Origin of the sequence: Desulfosporosinus hippei DSM 8344 (genome assembly GCF_900100785.1) — a bacterium.
In the GTDB taxonomy this organism is placed as follows: domain Bacteria; phylum Bacillota; class Desulfitobacteriia; order Desulfitobacteriales; family Desulfitobacteriaceae; genus Desulfosporosinus; species Desulfosporosinus hippei.
Map to the genome: position 1 here is coordinate 120,270 of NZ_FNCP01000013.1, position 18,388 is coordinate 138,657.

Genomic DNA, 18,388 nt, shown 5'->3' on the forward strand with positions numbered 1-18,388 from the left:
ATCGGGTTGTTTATGATATTACCTCTATGCCCCCTTGATAATTGAGTGAGACTATGGAAAATTAAACGGAGACCATAGACATTCGCACTAGAAGCGTTTAAAAGTAAAGTCCATTCCCAAATGCGTTCCCAAAAAGAGACGAAAAATATTGGAATTATCAATACCACTTGGAATATGAAATTCCCCAAACCCGCATGTTTAGCGTATTTCGATATACATTGATACCAGACGATACGGGTTTCCACTTTCTCGTAATGAGCAAGTCGTTTAATAACTTGGATTATACTTAAATTTATACATACAAACGTAATCGAGTGCCCGGAGGGCACTCGATTTTTCTGAGATAAACCATAATTGTAGATGTTGTGTTTGTTTAAGCAAGCCGAGGTGAAAAATGAAATGTGGCTAGTGGTACAAAACTAATATTCCAAGTAATTAAGGTGTCTTGTTTAAAATGAGCCTCCTTAATAATTAATCTCAAAATGGGTATTTGTGGTAAGACGTAGTTAGACAACTACACTATAGATATGAAATAGCTAAGCTCATATAATCCAATTAATAAATAGGAGAGCAAATAATTTAAGGAGGCTTTCAAAATATCTAAGCTCTTCTGTATCATAAAGCTGTATTAATATACGTTAAACAGGGGTTCGCATCTATATCAAAGATGAGAATACATTTACAATAAAGACCAGAAATTTTAATCACTCTGGCAACAGGAATTATTTATATGGCTGTCAAGTGAAAGGAGTCTCATTTTTGACAGTCCAAGAAAACAAAAAAGATAGAAAAACTAGCAGTAGTGAATTGGTAGTTACAGTCTCAGCAAATAAACCTTCACAACAATGTTTAAAAAATATTTTAATTGGAATTGAAAAGTTTTATGATAAACAAAGCAAATAGTTATAATAAGCACAAAAGAGTCTGTTACTGACAGGCTCTTTTGTGCTTTTAGTCCGTGGCGTATAGAAAAGGATAAGATGATGCATATTAGTTTATTTTATAATACGTGCCATCAGTGACATGTCGGTAAACTACACCACTACGAATACCCAATAGATAAGAAAACAGGCTTATTCTCTGTTTTCGCTATCTGAAAAGCCTCTTCGCTCCAAGGATGCCAGTCTACAGGGTTATTGGCATGTTGGAGTAGATATGGAGACTTTTCATTAGCTAATCTATTGGGTACTTGTTGAATTGTAGTCATGGGCAACACCTCCTTATTAAATTTAACTAATTGTTAGTATTTGTATGATTCAATTATATATGTAAATCTTAAAGAAGCTACTGTTGACTGCAAACTGAGTATGAGGAAAGGAGTATATCCCAACAACGCTTTGGAGGATGTTTGTGATGAGAATGAAATCTAACCTATAGTTTTTCTCTTGTTTAGCCGAAGTAATAAGGTAGATCTTTTTAATCACAAAGTTAACGCGAAAGAGAATGATAGCAGTGGATCAAAGAAGAATATGGAGAAAAATCATTTCAAATTGGAGAATAATAATCATCTTCTTTATTATTTCTTTGATGCTTTTTGCCCTAAGTAAGATGTATTCTCCAGTTTCGGGACTCGTTGCTAACGGTAAGGTTGATTTATCGAGGGTTGATTTTACACAAAATAAAACTATTGATTTGAATGGACAGTGGGAATTTTATTGGGATCGCCTGTTGACATCGGAAGATTTTATGACGGAGGATGTTCCAGAGATAGATTCTTTTATCAAAGTTCCAGGCAGTTGGAATGACAGCGAAGCCGGTATTAGGCCATATCCTAATCATGGGGTTGCCACCTATCGCTTAATTCTAACCTACCCGGATTCTCTTAGGGATCCTGCCCTCAGCATAAAAACAGTTTCCGCGGCCTACAAGCTCTATGCCAATGGACAGCTTATAGTAGAAGTGGGAAAGGTAGCAGAGAAACTTTCTGACTACGAAGGAGATTATAGACAGCTCATTGTAGGTTTGCCGAATAACACGAGTGAACTCGAGTTGATCATTCAGGTGGCAAATCTGAATTATTCTAGGGGCGGACTTCGCGATAGTTTGGTATTTGGTTCAAAGCAGGTTTTAGACCAGCAAAAGTTTGTTCTCTTTGCAACCCAGTTAATCGTTATCGGCAGTGTCTTTGGGTTTGGTATTTATTATTTTCTGCTCTTTCTTTTGCATAGAAAGAATAAGACGGCTCTCCTTTTCAGCCTTCTTTGTTTAACCACAGCTTTGCGCGCGCTTGTGTGGGGCGAAACACCGCTAATGATCTTATTTCCCAAGTTGCGCATCCAAGATGGGATACTTATTGAATATATTACAAAATATAGTTTGTTGCCGCTAATAATCTTATTTGTTATCAGCTTATATCCTATGGATTATCATAAAAAGAGTCTTACTTTGATCTTGCTACCAACTCTGTTTTTTGAGGCACTATTGCTGGCACCGGCTGGATTTAGGGCTTCTTTCAACACTTACTTTTACATATTCATCCAGCTCCAAATGATTTATATTTTATGTGTACTCATACAAGCAGTGCACAGGAGAAGAGACAATGCTCTATTGCTGTTTATAGTTATCAGTGTTTTTAATTTTACAATCCTAGCAGATCTATTACGCGATATGGGGATGGGCAACATTAACCTTTCCTATATGTTTGTATATGGAAATTTCGCCGTAATTATGGCGATGTCTTTTATTCAAGCCAGACAACAGGCCAGTACCCAACAAAAACTTATTTTGTATAACCAGAATTTAATAGAGGCAGACCGACTCAAGGACAAAATAATGGCGACAGAAATGTCCTTTTTACAAGCGCAGATTAAGCCGCATTTTCTCTACAATGCCTTGAGTGCCATTGCCAATGTCTCCGAAATGGATGGAAAAAAGGCGGGCAAACTCATTATCGATTTAGCCCTGTATTTAAGAAAAAGTTTGGTATTTAATCACCTGGATAAAATGGACTCGATCGAAAAAGAACTAGAATTTATAGATACGTATTTCAACATTGAGCAAGCACGCTTTGGGCATAAAATACGCCTGCAAAAAGAGATTGAAATCCCGCTCAACCATCAAATCCTTGTTCTGATCCTTCAACCCTTAGTGGAAAATGCAGTTCGGCATGGTATTTCCAAAAAAACAGGGGGCGGCACAGTAAGGGTAAAAATGAATCGGATCGACGAAGGGATCCATATTGAGATTGAAGATGATGGTGTGGGTATCCCTAGTGAAAAATTGGTCAACCTTTTAACAGAAGAGGGTAAAGGCCAAGGCGTAGGTCTCCTTAATATCCATCATCGGTTGCTTCGATTGTATGGCAGAGGTCTGACGATCAGCAGTGAAGAGGGACTTGGCACCTGCGTGAGACTATTAATACCGAAAGGAGAGAAGAACAATGATCAGGATAGCGGCGGTCGATGATGAGATGCATGTGCTGGAAAGATTCCAGAGAATGATTGTGGAAAGTAAGGAATTGGAGTTATGTGGTTTGTTTGAAACAGGAGAACAGCTTCTGGATTATTTAGCAAAAGAGTCTCTGGATGCTGTATTTCTGGATATTGAAATGCCAGGGGTTAATGGGCTTCAGTTATCTGAGCAGATCTTAGACCTGAACGAAACTATTGATATTGTATTTGTCACCGCCTTTAATCAATATGCGGTGGAGGCTTTTGAGCTACAAGCTATGGATTATATTCTGAAGCCCTTAACGGAAGAAAGACTAGGGAAAACAGTCAGGCGATTATTACAAACCAAAAGAACGGTTAGGCAATCTAATAAACCGTTTATTCAATGCTTCGGCAGCTTCGAAGTGTTCTTAAATGGAGAAGCACTGACCTGGAAAAATTCCAAAGCTAAGGAAGTATTGGCCTTTCTAGTCCATAAAAGAGGTGTACCGGTAAACTGGGAAAAGGTAGCGGATGCAGTTTGGCCGGACTATGACTCCGAAAAAGCTCAGACAAATTTTCATGCCACCACTTATTTGCTGCGCAAAAGATTGGCGGAAGCAGGCCTTTCGCAGATCTTGCAAAACGGCCGTGGGAAATATAGCGTTGTAACAGACGAAGTCAACTGTGATCTCTATCAATTGGAGGAAATGGTCAAGAACAATCGGTTTAAAAGAAAGGAAGATATTCATTTACTGGAACGGTTGAAGCAAAGTGGATATTTGGAAGAGGACGGGTATTCTTGGGCCTATCCCAAAGCGGCTCAACTTGACGAAATGTGTAGAAGAGTGATGGATGATGTTATGGAAAGCAAATAATAGTATTTTTGCGATGACATTTTACATAGTTATAATTTTATTAAAAAGTGCGCAACCCCTTGATGCATAAGGTTTTGCATGGAATGCCCTATAGGACGCTTTGTCTTATAGGGCACTTTTCATTTAGGGTTTATTCAGGGTTCGTGTTTTATGATGGAAAATGAAATCCTATTGAAGGGAAAATAACTCATAAATATATTATATTGCCGAGAATTGGTGAAAAAATTTAGGCGAATGAAGCAGATGGAACAACAAGTGGCCATGACCTCTAAAATTCTCGGAAAGTATTAAATATCGTCTTTGCATATGGGAGGGATAATATGCAAAATGTAACTGCTATTTGTTATTTTTTTACCTTATTATTTTATGGGATGGGATATTTTAAAACGTTGGTCATTAGGAACGCGGTTCCAGAACCTATAACAACATATGACTATACCATTTCTATTTCGATGGCAACGATATATTTTGTTTTAGCAATCCTTTTTGCAGTCATTGGCTCTCTTTTCTTATACGTAACGAATAATAGGGGAATGACCTCAGATAGAAGGGGAAACAATTCATGAAATATATCATTGCCGACGCGAAGAAGCAAAACAGTATTATTCTCGTGAGCAGCCATGAGGAATATGCGGTGGAAGCTTTTGAATGGGAGGCGGATGGGTTTTTATTGTTGTCCGTTAACAAAGACAATATTAAGCGTTTATTGCTGAGAGTTTTGGAAGAGTGAAGATTTAAAAAAGTTGCAAGGAATTGAAAATAGACGGGATTAACGAATATGAAACGTGGGGTGCTTGGTAGCAAGGCATTAATTTAATAAGGAAGAGAAACAGCAAAAAAGAAGTCTTGAATTAGAGAAATTTAATAGAGGAGAGTTGACGATTGCGTAAACTAAATGTAAGTATGAAGGTATTATTGGTAGTTTGTACGTTAGCATTATTTTTTATGATGCCGTCCACTGCGTGGGCAAGTTCGGAGGCACAATACAGCACGGATGGAGGGAGTAGTTGGACGAATAGTACCTTCAAAGACGCTTTTGCCGCTTTGAATACCAGTACCAATGGCGGTACCATCAAGCTGCTTACTGACGTAACCTGGAATCCAAAAACTTATGGTGATGAGGAGATTAGAAAGAATATTACCATCATCAGTGGTAATGGTGCGCGTAAAATTCAGCGTGGACCTGATGCCACGGGCAGTATCTTGTTCCGTATAGATAATACCTATACTTTAACACTTGGCAGAGAAGGTGGAATGGGTCAGGGCAATACCCTTACCATTGACGGAGGTGCGGTTTGGACGGGAGATGTGGACAGCACCCTTAACCGTGGTACGACCAACAGTGGTGTTCAAGGAGCAAGCATTGTTAGTCTTAATGACTACAACAGCACCTTCAAAATGTATGAAGGGGTTACCCTGCAAAACAATCAAGGTCGTGACACCACCGTTAGCTCAGCTGTTAAACTGGGTAACCGTACTACTTTCAACATGTATGGTGGTGAAATAAAAAATATGAGTAGGAGTGGTACCGGAGGAGCCGTTCATGTTGCAAATAATTCGGCAGCTTTTACCATGTGGGATACGGCGAGAATTACCGGATGTAGCTCCGATGATTTTGGTGGCGCAGTAGCGAGTCTTGGTACATTCACCATGAATGGTGGGACCATTTCGGGTAATATAGCTCTCTCTGGTGCTGGTGTAACTCTATACGGCTCCGGCACACTTACTATGAATGGGGGAACGATTACCGGCAATAAGGTAAGCGAAGCCGGCAAAGGTGCAGGAGTCTACGTAAGCACTAATGCGACAATAAAGCTAAACGGAAATCCAACAATAAACGGCAATATAAAGGGTACATCAACACCTAGCAATGTTTTCTTGACGGATAATATCTTCTCACCAAGTGTCCTGATTATAAACGAGATACTCACCGAGGCAAAGGACACCATTGGCATCACAGGATCAGGCGGCAATGGTATGACGGTTGTCCCTGGATACGACAGCAAAAAGGGCACTAATACTCTGCCTGCGCCGTTCTTCTCAGATGATCCTTCGCTGGAACTTAGCTCAAATGGCAGCGGAGGCTTAAAGCTTAGCTCAGCCCCGCCACCGGCATCCATGCCCACGGCAATTTTCGAGGCTTCCACCATGACACTGTCAAATGTAGAGAATGGGATGAAGTACAGCGTTAACGGCGGAACGAACTGGATAGACATTACCACAACAAGCGTTGTTATCGCAGACGTTACAACTGCCAATGGCATCAAGGTATATATGCCTGGAAACGGTACAACGACTAGAGATTCTGATGTCCAGACTATCACTGTGACCCAGGCAGCAACACCTGTAATTTCAACTTTCACCGTAACCCAGCCAAGTACAATCAATGGCACGGGTAGCATAGCAGGAGTTCAATCTTCCATGGAATATAGCGTGGATAACGGCAGCACATGGACGGCAGGAGGTAGTACGATTACTGGTATCTCCGGCGGCACAACCTATTCTATCCGCACCAAAGGTTCCGGAGCTGTGCTGGCTTCCGAAGCATATACGATCACAATAAATGCCTTCAGTCCGATGCAGGAAACTAAGCCCGTAGCGATTTTCGAGGCTTCCACCATGACACTGTCAAATGTAGCAACTGGTATGAAGTACAGCGTTGACGGCGGAACGAACTGGCTAGACATTCCGACAACAAGCGTTGTTATCTCAGACGTTACAACAGCGGATGGCATCAAGGTATATATGCCTGGAAACGGGACAACGACCCTCAATTCTGATGTCCAGTCCATCACTGTGACCCAGGCAGCAACACCTGTAATTTCAACTTTCACCGTAACCCAGCCAAGTACCATCGGTGGCACGGGTAGCATAGCGGGGATTACAGCTTCAATGGAATATAGCCTAGATAGCGGGAGCACATGGACGGCAGGAGGTAGTATTATTATTGGTATCTCCGGCGGCGCAACCTGTTCTATCCGCACCAATGGCTCTGGAACGGTGTTGGCTTCCGAACCATATACGATCACAATAAATGCTTTTATTCCAACAAAGGAAACGGAGCCCGTAGCGAGCTTCGAGGCTTCCACCATGACACTGTCAAATGTAGCGACTGGGATGAAGTACAGCGTTGACGGCGGAACGAACTGGCTAGACATTACGACAACAAGCGTTTTTATCTCAGACGTTACAACTGTGAACGGCATCAAGGTATATATGGCCGGAAATGGCACAACGACCCTCGATTCTGATGTCCAAACCATCACTGTGACCCAGGCAGCAACACCTGCAAGCACTGATTTCACCGTAACCCAGCCAAGTACTATCGGTGGCACGGGTAGCATAGAAGGGGTTCTATCTACCATGGAATATAGCCTGGATAACGGCAGCATATGGACGGCAGGAGGTAGTACGATTACTGATATCTCCGGCGGCACAACCTATTCTATCCGCACCAAAGGTTCCGGAATGGTGTTGGCTTCCGAAGTATATACGATCACAATGAATGTAGCACAAGCAGCCCCAACAGGCTTGGGGGGCGTAGCCCCAACAACCTATGGCGGAAGTGATGGAAAGATTACGGGTACAACAACCTTAATGGAATATCAGTTACAAGGCGCAGGTTCTTACACAGCAGCAACAGAAACAGAGATCACCGGCTTAACGGCGGGAACCTATAACGTAAGATATGCAGCTAAAGAAGGATTCAATGCTGGAACTGATGCCGAGGTGGTAGTAGCAGCTGGCCCGAATGAAGCACAAGCAGCCCCAACAGGCTTGGCGGGCGTAGCCCCAACATCTTATGGCGGAAGTGATGGGAAGATCACGGGTACAACAACCTTAATGGAATATCAGTTACAAGGTGCAGATTCTTACAAACCGGCAACAGAACCAGAGATCACCGGCTTAGCAGCAGGAACCTACGAAGTGAGATATGCAGCTAAAACGGGTTTCAATACAGGAGCAGCAGTAACGGTAACCGTGCCGACCTATAAGACACCACTAACCTCAGTGTCAATCTCTGGCACAGCCAAGGAAGGACAAATCCTAACGGCAACCGTCGCGCCTAGCGGTGCAACTGCAAATGTTACCTATCAATGGCAAGCAGGCGGCATAGCTGTCGGCACAAATGCTGCGACCTACACAGTCCAAGCAGAGGATATCGGCAAAACCATTACCGTAACGGCAACCGGAACAGGTAGCTATTCCGGTACGGTAACCAGTACACCAACCAGCTTAGTCACGACTTTTCCTATTACCGCAAAAATCAACAATGGCAGCGCTGTTGGCGGCAATAGCCTTGAGGATGTGATTGCAAAATCTAGTGTAGAATTACCCGCAATCACCTCGATTGATATTATCAAGGGCAGTGTTACAAGCGCCGACTGGGATTATATGAAGAGTCAAGTTATCAATTTACATCTCACAAGCTTTAGGGTGGCAGATACGGTTACCTCAGTTGCCGACATCCCGGGGGGATCGACTTTTCAGTATAGAGTTTTTTTTCCTACAATTCGAACGGTAGATATTGCCAAGTTGACCTCAATTACCGCCGGCGTGTTTAATAGTATGGAGTATGATTCGTACACAGCACTCACCACTGTAAATTTCCCGGATGTGACGAGCATTGGGAACCAAACATTTTTTGGTTGCACGGGTCTTACAACTGCAAATTTTCCTAAGGCGGAAACGATAGGTTCGAATGCGTTTTCTAATAACAGTCTTGAAACTGCAGATTTCCCGGCGGCCACCAGTATTGGCGCGTCTGCTTTTTCCCCAATAACAACACTCAAGACTGCAAATTTTCCCGCGGCGACCAAAATTGAGAATAGTGCGTTTGCTAGATGCACCAGTCTCACCACAGTAAATTTCCCGGTGACGACCAGTATTGAGGGTGCTGCATTTTATGGATGCACTAGTCTCACTACAGTAAATTTTCCTGTGGCGACCAGTATTGAGAATAGTGCGTTTGGTGAATGCACCAGTCTCATCACAGCAAATTTCCCGGTGGCGACCAGTATTGGAACCGGTGCATTTTATGGATGCACCGGCCTCACCACTGCAAATTTCCCGATGTTGACCAGCATTGGAACACAAGCATTTTATAATTGCTCAGAATTGGCGATCTTAAAACTTCCCGCACTGTCACCAACAGTTGCCGATGCTAATGTTTTTAAGGGCTATCCACTATCCAGAACCCTTAGTTTTGTTGATACCAATGGTATTGAGTTAACAGGTGCGGCGTTAACCACTGCCCAGAATAACTATAAGGCAGTTAGTGACGGCGATACAACCGACAGTCTCTGGTATGGCTGGTATATAACCCAGGCAGACGGACCAGCCTTAACCGGTGTTACAAGCGATGATGCCGCAAACACAATGACAGGTATGACTGCAGCCATGGAATTCTCAACGGATGGGACAACCTGGACAGCATATAATGCAGAAGCAGCGAACCTCCCAGATCTGACAGGAACACTGGCCTTGCAGGTTAGAGTGGCAGAAACAGCAACCCATACTGCCGGACCAGCAACCACCTTCAACTTCACAGTACCAAGTACCTACACCTTAACAGTAAACCTGGACGGTGGTAATAGCATAACAGGAGGAAATTACATCGCCGGTTCAGAGGTTGCTATCAACGCCGGAACGAAAGCGGGTTACACCTTTAGCGGCTGGATAACTTCAAATGGCGGTACATTTGCAAACGCTACCCTTACAAGCACAACCTTTACTATGCCCGCAGCGGCAACAACCATTACGGCAACATGGACGATCATACCCTCCGTTCGCGCCTTCAACATTAGCGATGGCACTATTAAAGTTGCAAACGGCGCTACAGCGGGTAAGCTCAAAGTGACCTACGGAACGGGTCAAATAGAAGATAACATTGACTCAGGAGATATGTTGTCAATTATCCAAACCAACGCAAGTATAGCAACTGCAAACACCATTGCAGTGAATACGCCAAGTGACAGAACCGTCAATATTACCCTAAGCGGCGTGAACATTGACGTATCTGCAACAAGTAATAACTGTGCCTTTGATATTCAGGATAGTTCTGTGGTCAATCTGGTCCTGACAGGCAGCAACACACTCCAAAGCGGGGTGGATCAAGCAGGCTTGCAGGTTCAGAAAAAGAACGGTCAAACAGCAACCGTAACTATAAATGGCACAGGCACACTTAATGCCAGATCCGGTGAGAGTGGTGATAGCACATTCACTGGCGGTGGTGCAGGAATTGGCGGCGGTAAAAACGGTGCAGGCGGGAATATCAACATTATTGGTGGAAATGTAACGGGCACCTGTGCTTTTAATAGTGGCGGTGCAGGCATTGGCGGAGGCGATGGCAGTACCGGTGGCACAATCTCTATTAGTGGCGGAATTGTAACGGCAGAAGGTGGTTACTTTGGCGGTGCAGGCATTGGCGGCGGCAGAAATAGTGCAGGCGGCACAATCAGCATCAGCGGTACAGCAGATGTGAAAGCCAAAGGTGGTAACCTTGGCGGTGCAGGCCTAGGCGGTGGTCAAAGTGGTGCAGGCGGGATAATCACCATTAGTGATGGAACTGTCAGGGCCACAGGTTATTTGGGTATCGATTCCGCTGGCGGCGCAGGCATAGGCGCCGGCACTTTCGGTGCAGGCGGGGTAATCACGATTAGTGGTGGAACTGTAACGGCCACAGGCGGCCAATTAAGTGCTGGCATCGGCGGTACTGGGAGCACAATTAAGATTGACGAGGGCGCAACGGTAATTGCAGTAGCCAAAAATCTACAAGATGCAATCGATGCTGACGGAATAATTGGGGCGAGTGGAAGCGGAAAAACAGTTGCTAACATCTTGATGGCAAACTACGCCAGCGAAGTTGACGCTAACACTGCAACTACAGTGAAGAATGGCACAACCGAAGTTGCTACATTTGTACCAACTTCGGCATATAAATCCATCGCTTATACGGTGCCAACAGGCAGCTACACGGTGTACAAGGGAGCAACCCAGCAAACCCACAGCGACCCTGCAAATAAAACATTTGAGGCAAGCGCGGCAGGGCTTAATGCCTTTAGCAACCTAAAGGACGACATCAGCTCACCACCTGAACCCCAAACCTACAGCGTAACTTTCACAGGCGGTAGTAGTACAGGGGCAACAGGCGCAGCACCGACCCAAGCAGCAACCGCAGCAAGTGGTACATTCCAATTGCCAGCCAACCCATTTACCAGAACCGGCTATACTTTTGCCGGTTGGAATGATGGCACGATGACTTATGATGCGGGTACAACATATACCATGTCAGCAAACGATGTAACCTTTACAGCGCAGTGGACAGCCGACACAGCAAGCACCTACACTGTAACCGTAAACCTGAACGGTGGTAATGGCGGCACAACAGGAGGAAATTACACCGCAGGTGCACAATTTGCTATCAACGCCGGCACGAAAGCGGGTTACACCTTTAGCGGCTGGATAACTTCAAATGGCGGTACATTTGCAAACGCTACCCTTACAAGCACAATCTTTATGATGCCCGCAAATGAGGTAACCATTACAGCGCAGTGGACAGAAAACGCACCAGACCCCGATGTCGATCCTGTACCCGGCTTTGACCCAGATGGCCCAGGCGGAAAACCAACACCAAAGCCAGGAGAAAACCCGGGCGAAACAGAAATCGTTGACGAAGACGGCAGTGACATAACGCCAGCAGAAGGCAACCGTTTTGTAGTAAAAATATCATCAAGTGTTATAGCAACACCAAAAGTAGGCGACCAAGCACCAACAGGTGAAGGAGTAACAGATCCATATACTCCAGGTAGCCCAATAAGCGGAGTAGATGCAGAAGTAAACCGTTACATTGGCTTCTACGAAGTAGATAGCGATAATAAGGTCGTGCGTTTTGAGCTGATAACTTTAGGAGCAGGGGATATAAAACCAATACCAGAGCCAGATACTGATCCTGTACCTGGTTTTGACCCAGACGGTCCAGGTGGAAAACCAACACCGAAGCCAGGAACAGACCCGGGAACCACAGAAATCGTTGACGAAGACGGCAGTGACTTAACACCAGGAGCAAACAACCGTTTTGTAGTGAAAGTATCGAACCAACACATAGCACCACCAAACGTAGGCGATTTAGCACCAGTAGCAGGTGAAGGCACGGGAGTCATTGATCCGTATACACTAGGAGCAGACATTCCAGGAGTAGACGCTGTCAAGAACAAATACATTGGTTTCTACGAAGTAGACAGCGATAATAAGGTCGTGCGATTTGAGCTGATAACTTTAGGAGCAGGGGATATAAAACCAGTACCAGAGCCAGACCCTGTACCCGGTTTTGATCCAGACGGCCCAGGCGGAAAACCAACACCGAAGCCAGGAGAAAACCCAGGCGAAACAGAAATCGTTGACGAAGACGGCAGTGACATAACGCCAGCAGAAGGCAACCGTTTTGTAGTAAAAGTATCATCAAGTATTATAGCAACACCAAAAGTAGGCGACCAAGCACCAACAGGTGAAGGAGTAACAGATCCATACACTCCGGGTAACCCAATAAGCGGAGTAGATGCAGAAGTAAACCGTTACATTGGCTTCTACGAAGTAGACAGCGATAATAAGGTCGTGCGTTTTGAGCTGATAACTTTAGGAGCAGGGGATATAAAACCAGTACCAGAGCCAGATACTGATCCTGTACCTGGTTTTGACCCAGACGGTCCAGGTGGAAAACCAACACCGAAGCCAGGAACAGACCCGGGAACCACAGAAATCGTTGACGAAGACGGCAGTGACTTAACACCAGGAGCAAACAACCGTTTTGTAGTGAAAGTATCGAACCAACACATAGCACCACCAAACGTAGGCGATTTAGCACCAGTAGCAGGTGAAGGCACGGGAGTCATTGATCCGTATACACTAGGAGCAGACATTCCAGGAGTAGACGCTGTCAAGAACAAATACATTGGTTTCTACGAAGTAGACAGCGATAATAAGGTCGTGCGTTTTGAGCTGATAACTTTAGGAGCAGGGGATATAAAACCAGTACCAGAGCCAGACCCTGTACCCGGTTTTGATCCAGATGGCCTAGGCGGAAAACCAACACCAAAGCCAGGAGAAAACCCGGGCACCATAAAAATCGTTGACGAAGACGGCGGTGACTTAACGCCAGGAGCAGGCAACCGGTTTATAGTGAAAGTATCATCAAGCAGCATAGTAACACCAAACGTAGGCGACCTAGCCCCAATAGCAGGTGAAGGTACGGGAGTCATCGATCCGTATACACTAGGAGCAGACATACCAGGAGTAGATGCAGAAGTAAACCGTTACATTGGCTTCTACGAAGTAGACAGCGATAATAAGGTCGTGCTTTTTGAGCTGATAACTATAGAGGCAGAGGATGCACCAAATACCCACACCGTAAGCGGCACAATCACGGACACTGACGGCAAACCAGTATCGGGTGCAACCGTAACCTTGACGGATACCACCGACAACAGCAAAACTTACACAGGTACAACCGATGCCAACGGTAATTACAGTATCCCCGGTGTACCCGATGGGACCTATACAATTACCGTAACCAAAGGAAGCGAAACCCTGGGTAGCGGCAGTGGCAATGTAACAGTAAACGATGGTGATGTAACGGGTGGCAGCGGGAATATAACCGTAAACCCGCCAACCATAACGACCGCGCAAACACCAGTATTTAGTGCAAGCAATGTAAGAGGTATTGAAGCAGTTACTATAAATGCTGCTCTAACACCGCTTACAGTAACAGCAGCAGTAACCGATAGCGGTGCCCTTACCTACCAGTGGTACCAAAGCACAACAAATTCAACAACCGTCGGTACTCCCATAAGCGGTCAAACAAGCTCAAGCTACACACCACCGACCGACATCGTTGGCACAACCTATTACTATGTAGTGGTTACCAATACAGCGACCGTTGGCGGCGAAACAAAAACCTCAACCAACACCAGCAGTATTAAAACGGTGATTGTGCTTGCGGCACCAGCACCTACCTACGATGTTTCAGCAAGTGGCAGTTCATTAAGTAACATTACCCTAAACAACACAAGCGCAACACAATACCAAAACTACACCACAACCCTAAGCGCAGCCAGTGGTTACACCTTGCCCAGCAGCATAACCATTACAATGGGCGGAGTGACCCTTGTGCCCGGTGTTGATTACATCTATACAAAGACATCAGCAACAACAGGAACTTTAACGGTTTACAATGTGACAGGGGAGTTATCAATCACAGCGGTAGGTGTTTTAATACCAACGCAAACCTACACCATAAGATTTAACTCAAACGATGGAAGTATTGTGGCGGCCATTAGCGGAACTTACGGCACTGCTATAATTCTCCCAACCCCTACAAAACCAGACTTTAACTTTGCCGGCTGGTATAGGGACAGCGGCTTTGCAACCTCGTATCTTTCAAATAAAATGGGTGCGGAAAATATAACCCTTCACGCCAAGTGGGAGCAAATCACCTACGAAGTCACCGGTAATGTCAAGGATGAAGATGACGCCAATGTAAACGGTGCCACAGTGAAGCTTATGGCAGGTAGTCGAGAAGTTGTCCAAGCAACCACCGACGCTAACGGAGTTTTCACCATCAGCGGAATTCCAAGAGGCATCTATAATTTGGTGATCAGCAAAGGCACTGACCAAATTATAACCTTAACCATCACGGTTTCAGGTAATACTACAACCGGATCGGTTACATTGCCAAAGGGTAATAAAAATAGTGTCGTAGAGGTTAAGTCCGGTACTCCAGATATTATCGTGGATAAACTCAATGACTTCTTTGCTAGCAATCAATTTACTCAGGATGATAGCAATGTTATCGATGCCGGCGGAACGGTTGAGATTAGGCTAATTATTGAGCAAAGGGTTGAAAGTGGCGACAATGCCGCTGAAAATGCGCAGAGCATTATAACTGCAGCAGGAAGCGGAAAAGAAATCGGGATTTTCCTGAATTTAAGCTTAAGCAAAATTGTAACACCGATTCTCGGTGGTACAGCAGAACAGCCGATTCCGATAAGGGAGCTAGATGATGCATTAATCATTGACATACCCCTCCCTGCAGAGCTGCAAGGCAAGAGCAATTATGTAGTTTATCGTTATCATGGTACAGAGGTTCAAACCATTACTCAAACAAACACCGATGGTGAGTATATTGAGTTAAGCGCTGACGGTAAGTCAATAAAGCTCCACACCAAAAAATTCTCCACCTATGCCATAGGCTACACAGTGGCTTCAACACCAAGCAAAGGTGGCGGGGATAATGGTGGCGGCACAAGCACTGCACCGACCATTACAAGCGACAGCAATCCAGGCGGAAAGGTTACCGTCAGCAGCGATCAAAAGGCCGCTACCATTACCCCCGACGAAGGCTATATAATTTTCGATGTACTGGTGGACGGCAAGAGCGTTGGCGCAATTGCGACATATACCTTTACAGACAGCAAAAACCACACAATAAGTGCTGTTTTCGTTGAAAAATCAGGCGTAAAAAGACTCGCAGGAGTCAATAGAGTCGATACGGCCCTGGAAATTGCCAAAGCAAGTTATGAAGGAAAGGTTTCCAACGTCGTATTGGCAACAGCGGAAAACTATCCCGATGCTTTAGCCGGAAGTGTACTAGCCTATAAACTGAAGGCTCCGATTCTGCTGGTTGGCAGCACAGAAACAGACCAGGAAAAAGTATTGGACTATCTTAAGAAAAACCTGGATTCGGCAGGGACAGTCTATATTCTTGGAGGCACAGCAGTCGTCAGCAGTGCAATGGAAGCAAAAGTAGCGAATATTGGTTGTAAAAATATAACCAGATTAGGAGGAACAGACCAATATGAAACATCAGTAAAAATTACTGATAGTTTAGAAGTTAAGACAGGAACCCCCCTTGTGTTGGTCAGTGGAGAAAACTACCCGGATGCCTTGTCTATAAGCAGCACAGCAGGTATTATGCAGGCTCCAATTCTGTTAGTTCAAAAAGATCGAATCAGTGAGGAAGTCAAGCAAAAGATAGCCACAATTCGGCCCGAAAAAGTATACATCATCGGTCTTGAAGGAGTTGTTAGCGCAGCAGTAGAAAGCGATGTTGCTCAGATTACGTCTCTAGATCCAGCGAATATCATTAGAATCGGCGGTGCTGATCGATATGAAACATCACTGGCTGTAGCACAATACTTCAATTTAGGTGGACAAAGTGTCTGTATAGCAACGGGTAGCAACTTCCCGGATGCTCTGGCAGGAAGCGTTTATGCTGCTAATTTCAAGGCACCTATTCTTTTAGTCGATGGAAGCCTGTCAGATAATCAAATCAATTATTTGAAGACCCTGAAAATGACCGGAGCAACCCTATTCGGAGGAGAGGCTGTCATCACTAAAGACATTGAAGAACAGCTTAGAGATTTCTGGTTAAGCCCTAACCTTCCCAAGAACAAATAAGCATAAGTGATATAATGTGACAAATCTATATTAATCATCTTCTAATGCTTCGTTGCATTGCATCCTGGGGTAAAGTGAAAATGTAAAAATATAGAATGGATAACGAACGGGTTCAGCCTAATAATCGCTGAACCCGTTTTTCCCCGAACTGGTTATAGTAAGCAGTTTGCCACCAGTGGCAAGTGAAAATTATTACCAAACAGGAATACCCAATAGAAAGGAAAATAAGGTTTGTTCTCAGCTTTCGCTTTATCAAACGCTTCTTTTCCCCAAGGAAATCAATCAACAGGATTATTTGCATGTTGAAGTAAATAAGGTGATTTTTCCTTGGATAATCTATTGGGTTTATTCATAATAGTCATATGGGCAACACAAACATCTCTTCAAACTAATTCCGAAAAAGTCCATTTTACGGAAGTTGATCATTATTTAGAAAATATCATGCCGACTGCAACTGAGATATGTCATCTTTGGTCAAGCTATATGGCTGAATGTATGCGGTTATTATGGATCAATATTTGGTGCCAATAGACCGATTAATGCCATTGAGATCAGTAATATTTTTAACATTATGACTTTTAAGAGGAATATGAGGGCTCTAAAACTAGGGTTTGCTCAAGTGGTAAAATCAGAAAAAACAAGAGAGTATTAAATAGAGGGCTTAATATGGCGGATAAACAATTGGACATATTAGTTACATTATGTTCCTATCCTGTGCTTTTCTTTCTTTATTTGATACATTCTAAAATCTGCCAAATGCAACAATTTGCTTATGTCGTTACCGTCTACAGGAAAGGAAGAGCACCCTAAACTTGCTCCTCTAAAAGACACACCATCAGGAATATTTTGAAATTCCAATTTCTCAAACTCTCTGCAAAAGGTCTCAATATCAAGCCTATCAACAAGTAAAGCAAATTCATCTCCGTGCAATCGGTAAAAGCCGTCATTAATATTTAGGATTTCTTTGACTGTTTTAGCAAACTCAATGAGATAAGTATCACCAACAGCATGACCGAAGCTATCATTAACCGACTTGAAATTATCTAAATCCACAAAGATAATCGTAAAACATTTGCTGTTGTTTATTTTTTGAAGTGCATCCTCATATAAACTTTCGCGATTTTTCAATTGAGTAAGCGCATCAATTCGGGTTATTTCCTCTAATTCTCTTGCTTTGTTATTAACAGATACCAAACTGTAAACCATTTTATAGGACAACATGGCATTACCTATTATGACAAAGAGCATTATAAATTCCGTTAGGACGGAGCTGCCTTCAACAAAAATATAGTTTATTAAAAAAATAATAAAAAACCATGACAAGCTTATAACTAAGAGAGAGTTTATCATCTTATTTTCTATATTCCTAAGAATATAAACAAATACTTTATTTACAAACTTAATATAGTAAGGAAGTGTCAATGCAAAAGCAAGCGTTTGGATAATTAGAACTGATAACCATAAAAATTCTAATGGAAATAAGTACCCAACCCTAAAAGAGAAGGCAAACATGAACATTGTATATATCCAGGATGAAGACATAATTACTATTAAATGTTTTATGGGCTGGTCAAAGAAATATTTTAATGGAATGATATATAAACATTCATGAACCTTCCGTTCACAGGGAGGCATGAAAATTTTCGGACATCTTTTCATGGCAAGAATTAACTGAGATAATCTTAATAA

Annotated in this window: 8 protein-coding genes and 1 pseudogene; 6 read left to right on the forward strand and 3 right to left on the reverse strand. The window is 43.6% G+C overall.

The genetic code is table 11. The features are described from left to right. Positions 1–759 precede the first annotated feature (759 nt). On the forward strand, positions 760–903 hold the full coding sequence (locus tag BLS16_RS23650; protein WP_176786157.1) for a hypothetical protein: 144 nt from the start codon (positions 760–762) through the stop codon (positions 901–903). Positions 904–1,042: 139 nt separating this feature from the next. Here BLS16_RS23650 and BLS16_RS12660 read toward each other — a convergent pair whose 3' ends face one another. After that, on the reverse strand, positions 1,043–1,207 hold the full coding sequence (locus tag BLS16_RS12660; RefSeq protein WP_092333764.1) for a DUF255 domain-containing protein: 165 nt from the start codon (positions 1,205–1,207) through the stop codon (positions 1,043–1,045). 245 nt (positions 1,208–1,452) lie between these two features. Here BLS16_RS12660 and BLS16_RS12665 point away from each other — a divergent pair, with 245 nt between their 5' ends. The 5 genes from BLS16_RS12665 (at position 1,453) to BLS16_RS12680 (ending at position 16,699) form a co-directional block, all read left to right on the forward strand. Then, positions 1,453–3,405, forward strand: coding sequence for a sensor histidine kinase (locus BLS16_RS12665; protein ID WP_092333766.1), 1,953 nt, complete (start codon positions 1,453–1,455; stop codon positions 3,403–3,405). Then, positions 3,380–4,246 carry a response regulator gene (locus BLS16_RS12670; protein ID WP_092333768.1) on the forward strand — a complete coding sequence of 289 codons (867 nt, stop codon included), beginning with the start codon at positions 3,380–3,382 and terminating at the stop codon, positions 4,244–4,246. The genes BLS16_RS12665 and BLS16_RS12670 overlap by 26 nt, the downstream gene beginning before the upstream one ends. A 320-nt stretch (positions 4,247–4,566) precedes the next feature. Continuing rightward, positions 4,567–4,812 carry a hypothetical protein gene (locus tag BLS16_RS12675; protein ID WP_092333770.1) on the forward strand — a complete coding sequence of 82 codons (246 nt, stop codon included), beginning with the start codon at positions 4,567–4,569 and terminating at the stop codon, positions 4,810–4,812. Beyond that, positions 4,809–4,976, forward strand: coding sequence for a hypothetical protein (locus BLS16_RS23655; protein ID WP_176786158.1), 168 nt, complete (start codon positions 4,809–4,811; stop codon positions 4,974–4,976). Before BLS16_RS12675 ends, BLS16_RS23655 begins: the two co-directional genes overlap by 4 nt. Before the next feature lie 152 nt (positions 4,977–5,128). Continuing rightward, positions 5,129–16,699 carry a cell wall-binding repeat-containing protein gene (locus BLS16_RS12680; RefSeq protein ID WP_092333772.1) on the forward strand — a complete coding sequence of 3,857 codons (11,571 nt, stop codon included), beginning with the start codon at positions 5,129–5,131 and terminating at the stop codon, positions 16,697–16,699. A gap of 118 nt (positions 16,700–16,817) precedes the next feature. Here the strand turns inward: BLS16_RS12680 and BLS16_RS24275 are convergent. Then, a pseudogene (locus BLS16_RS24275) lies at positions 16,818–17,061 on the reverse strand (DUF255 domain-containing protein); the annotation flags it as partial. Positions 17,062–17,398: 337 nt separating this feature from the next. Continuing rightward, positions 17,399–18,388: GGDEF domain-containing protein (locus tag BLS16_RS12690; RefSeq protein ID WP_143015529.1), on the reverse strand; the 990-nt coding region annotated here is incomplete at its 5' end.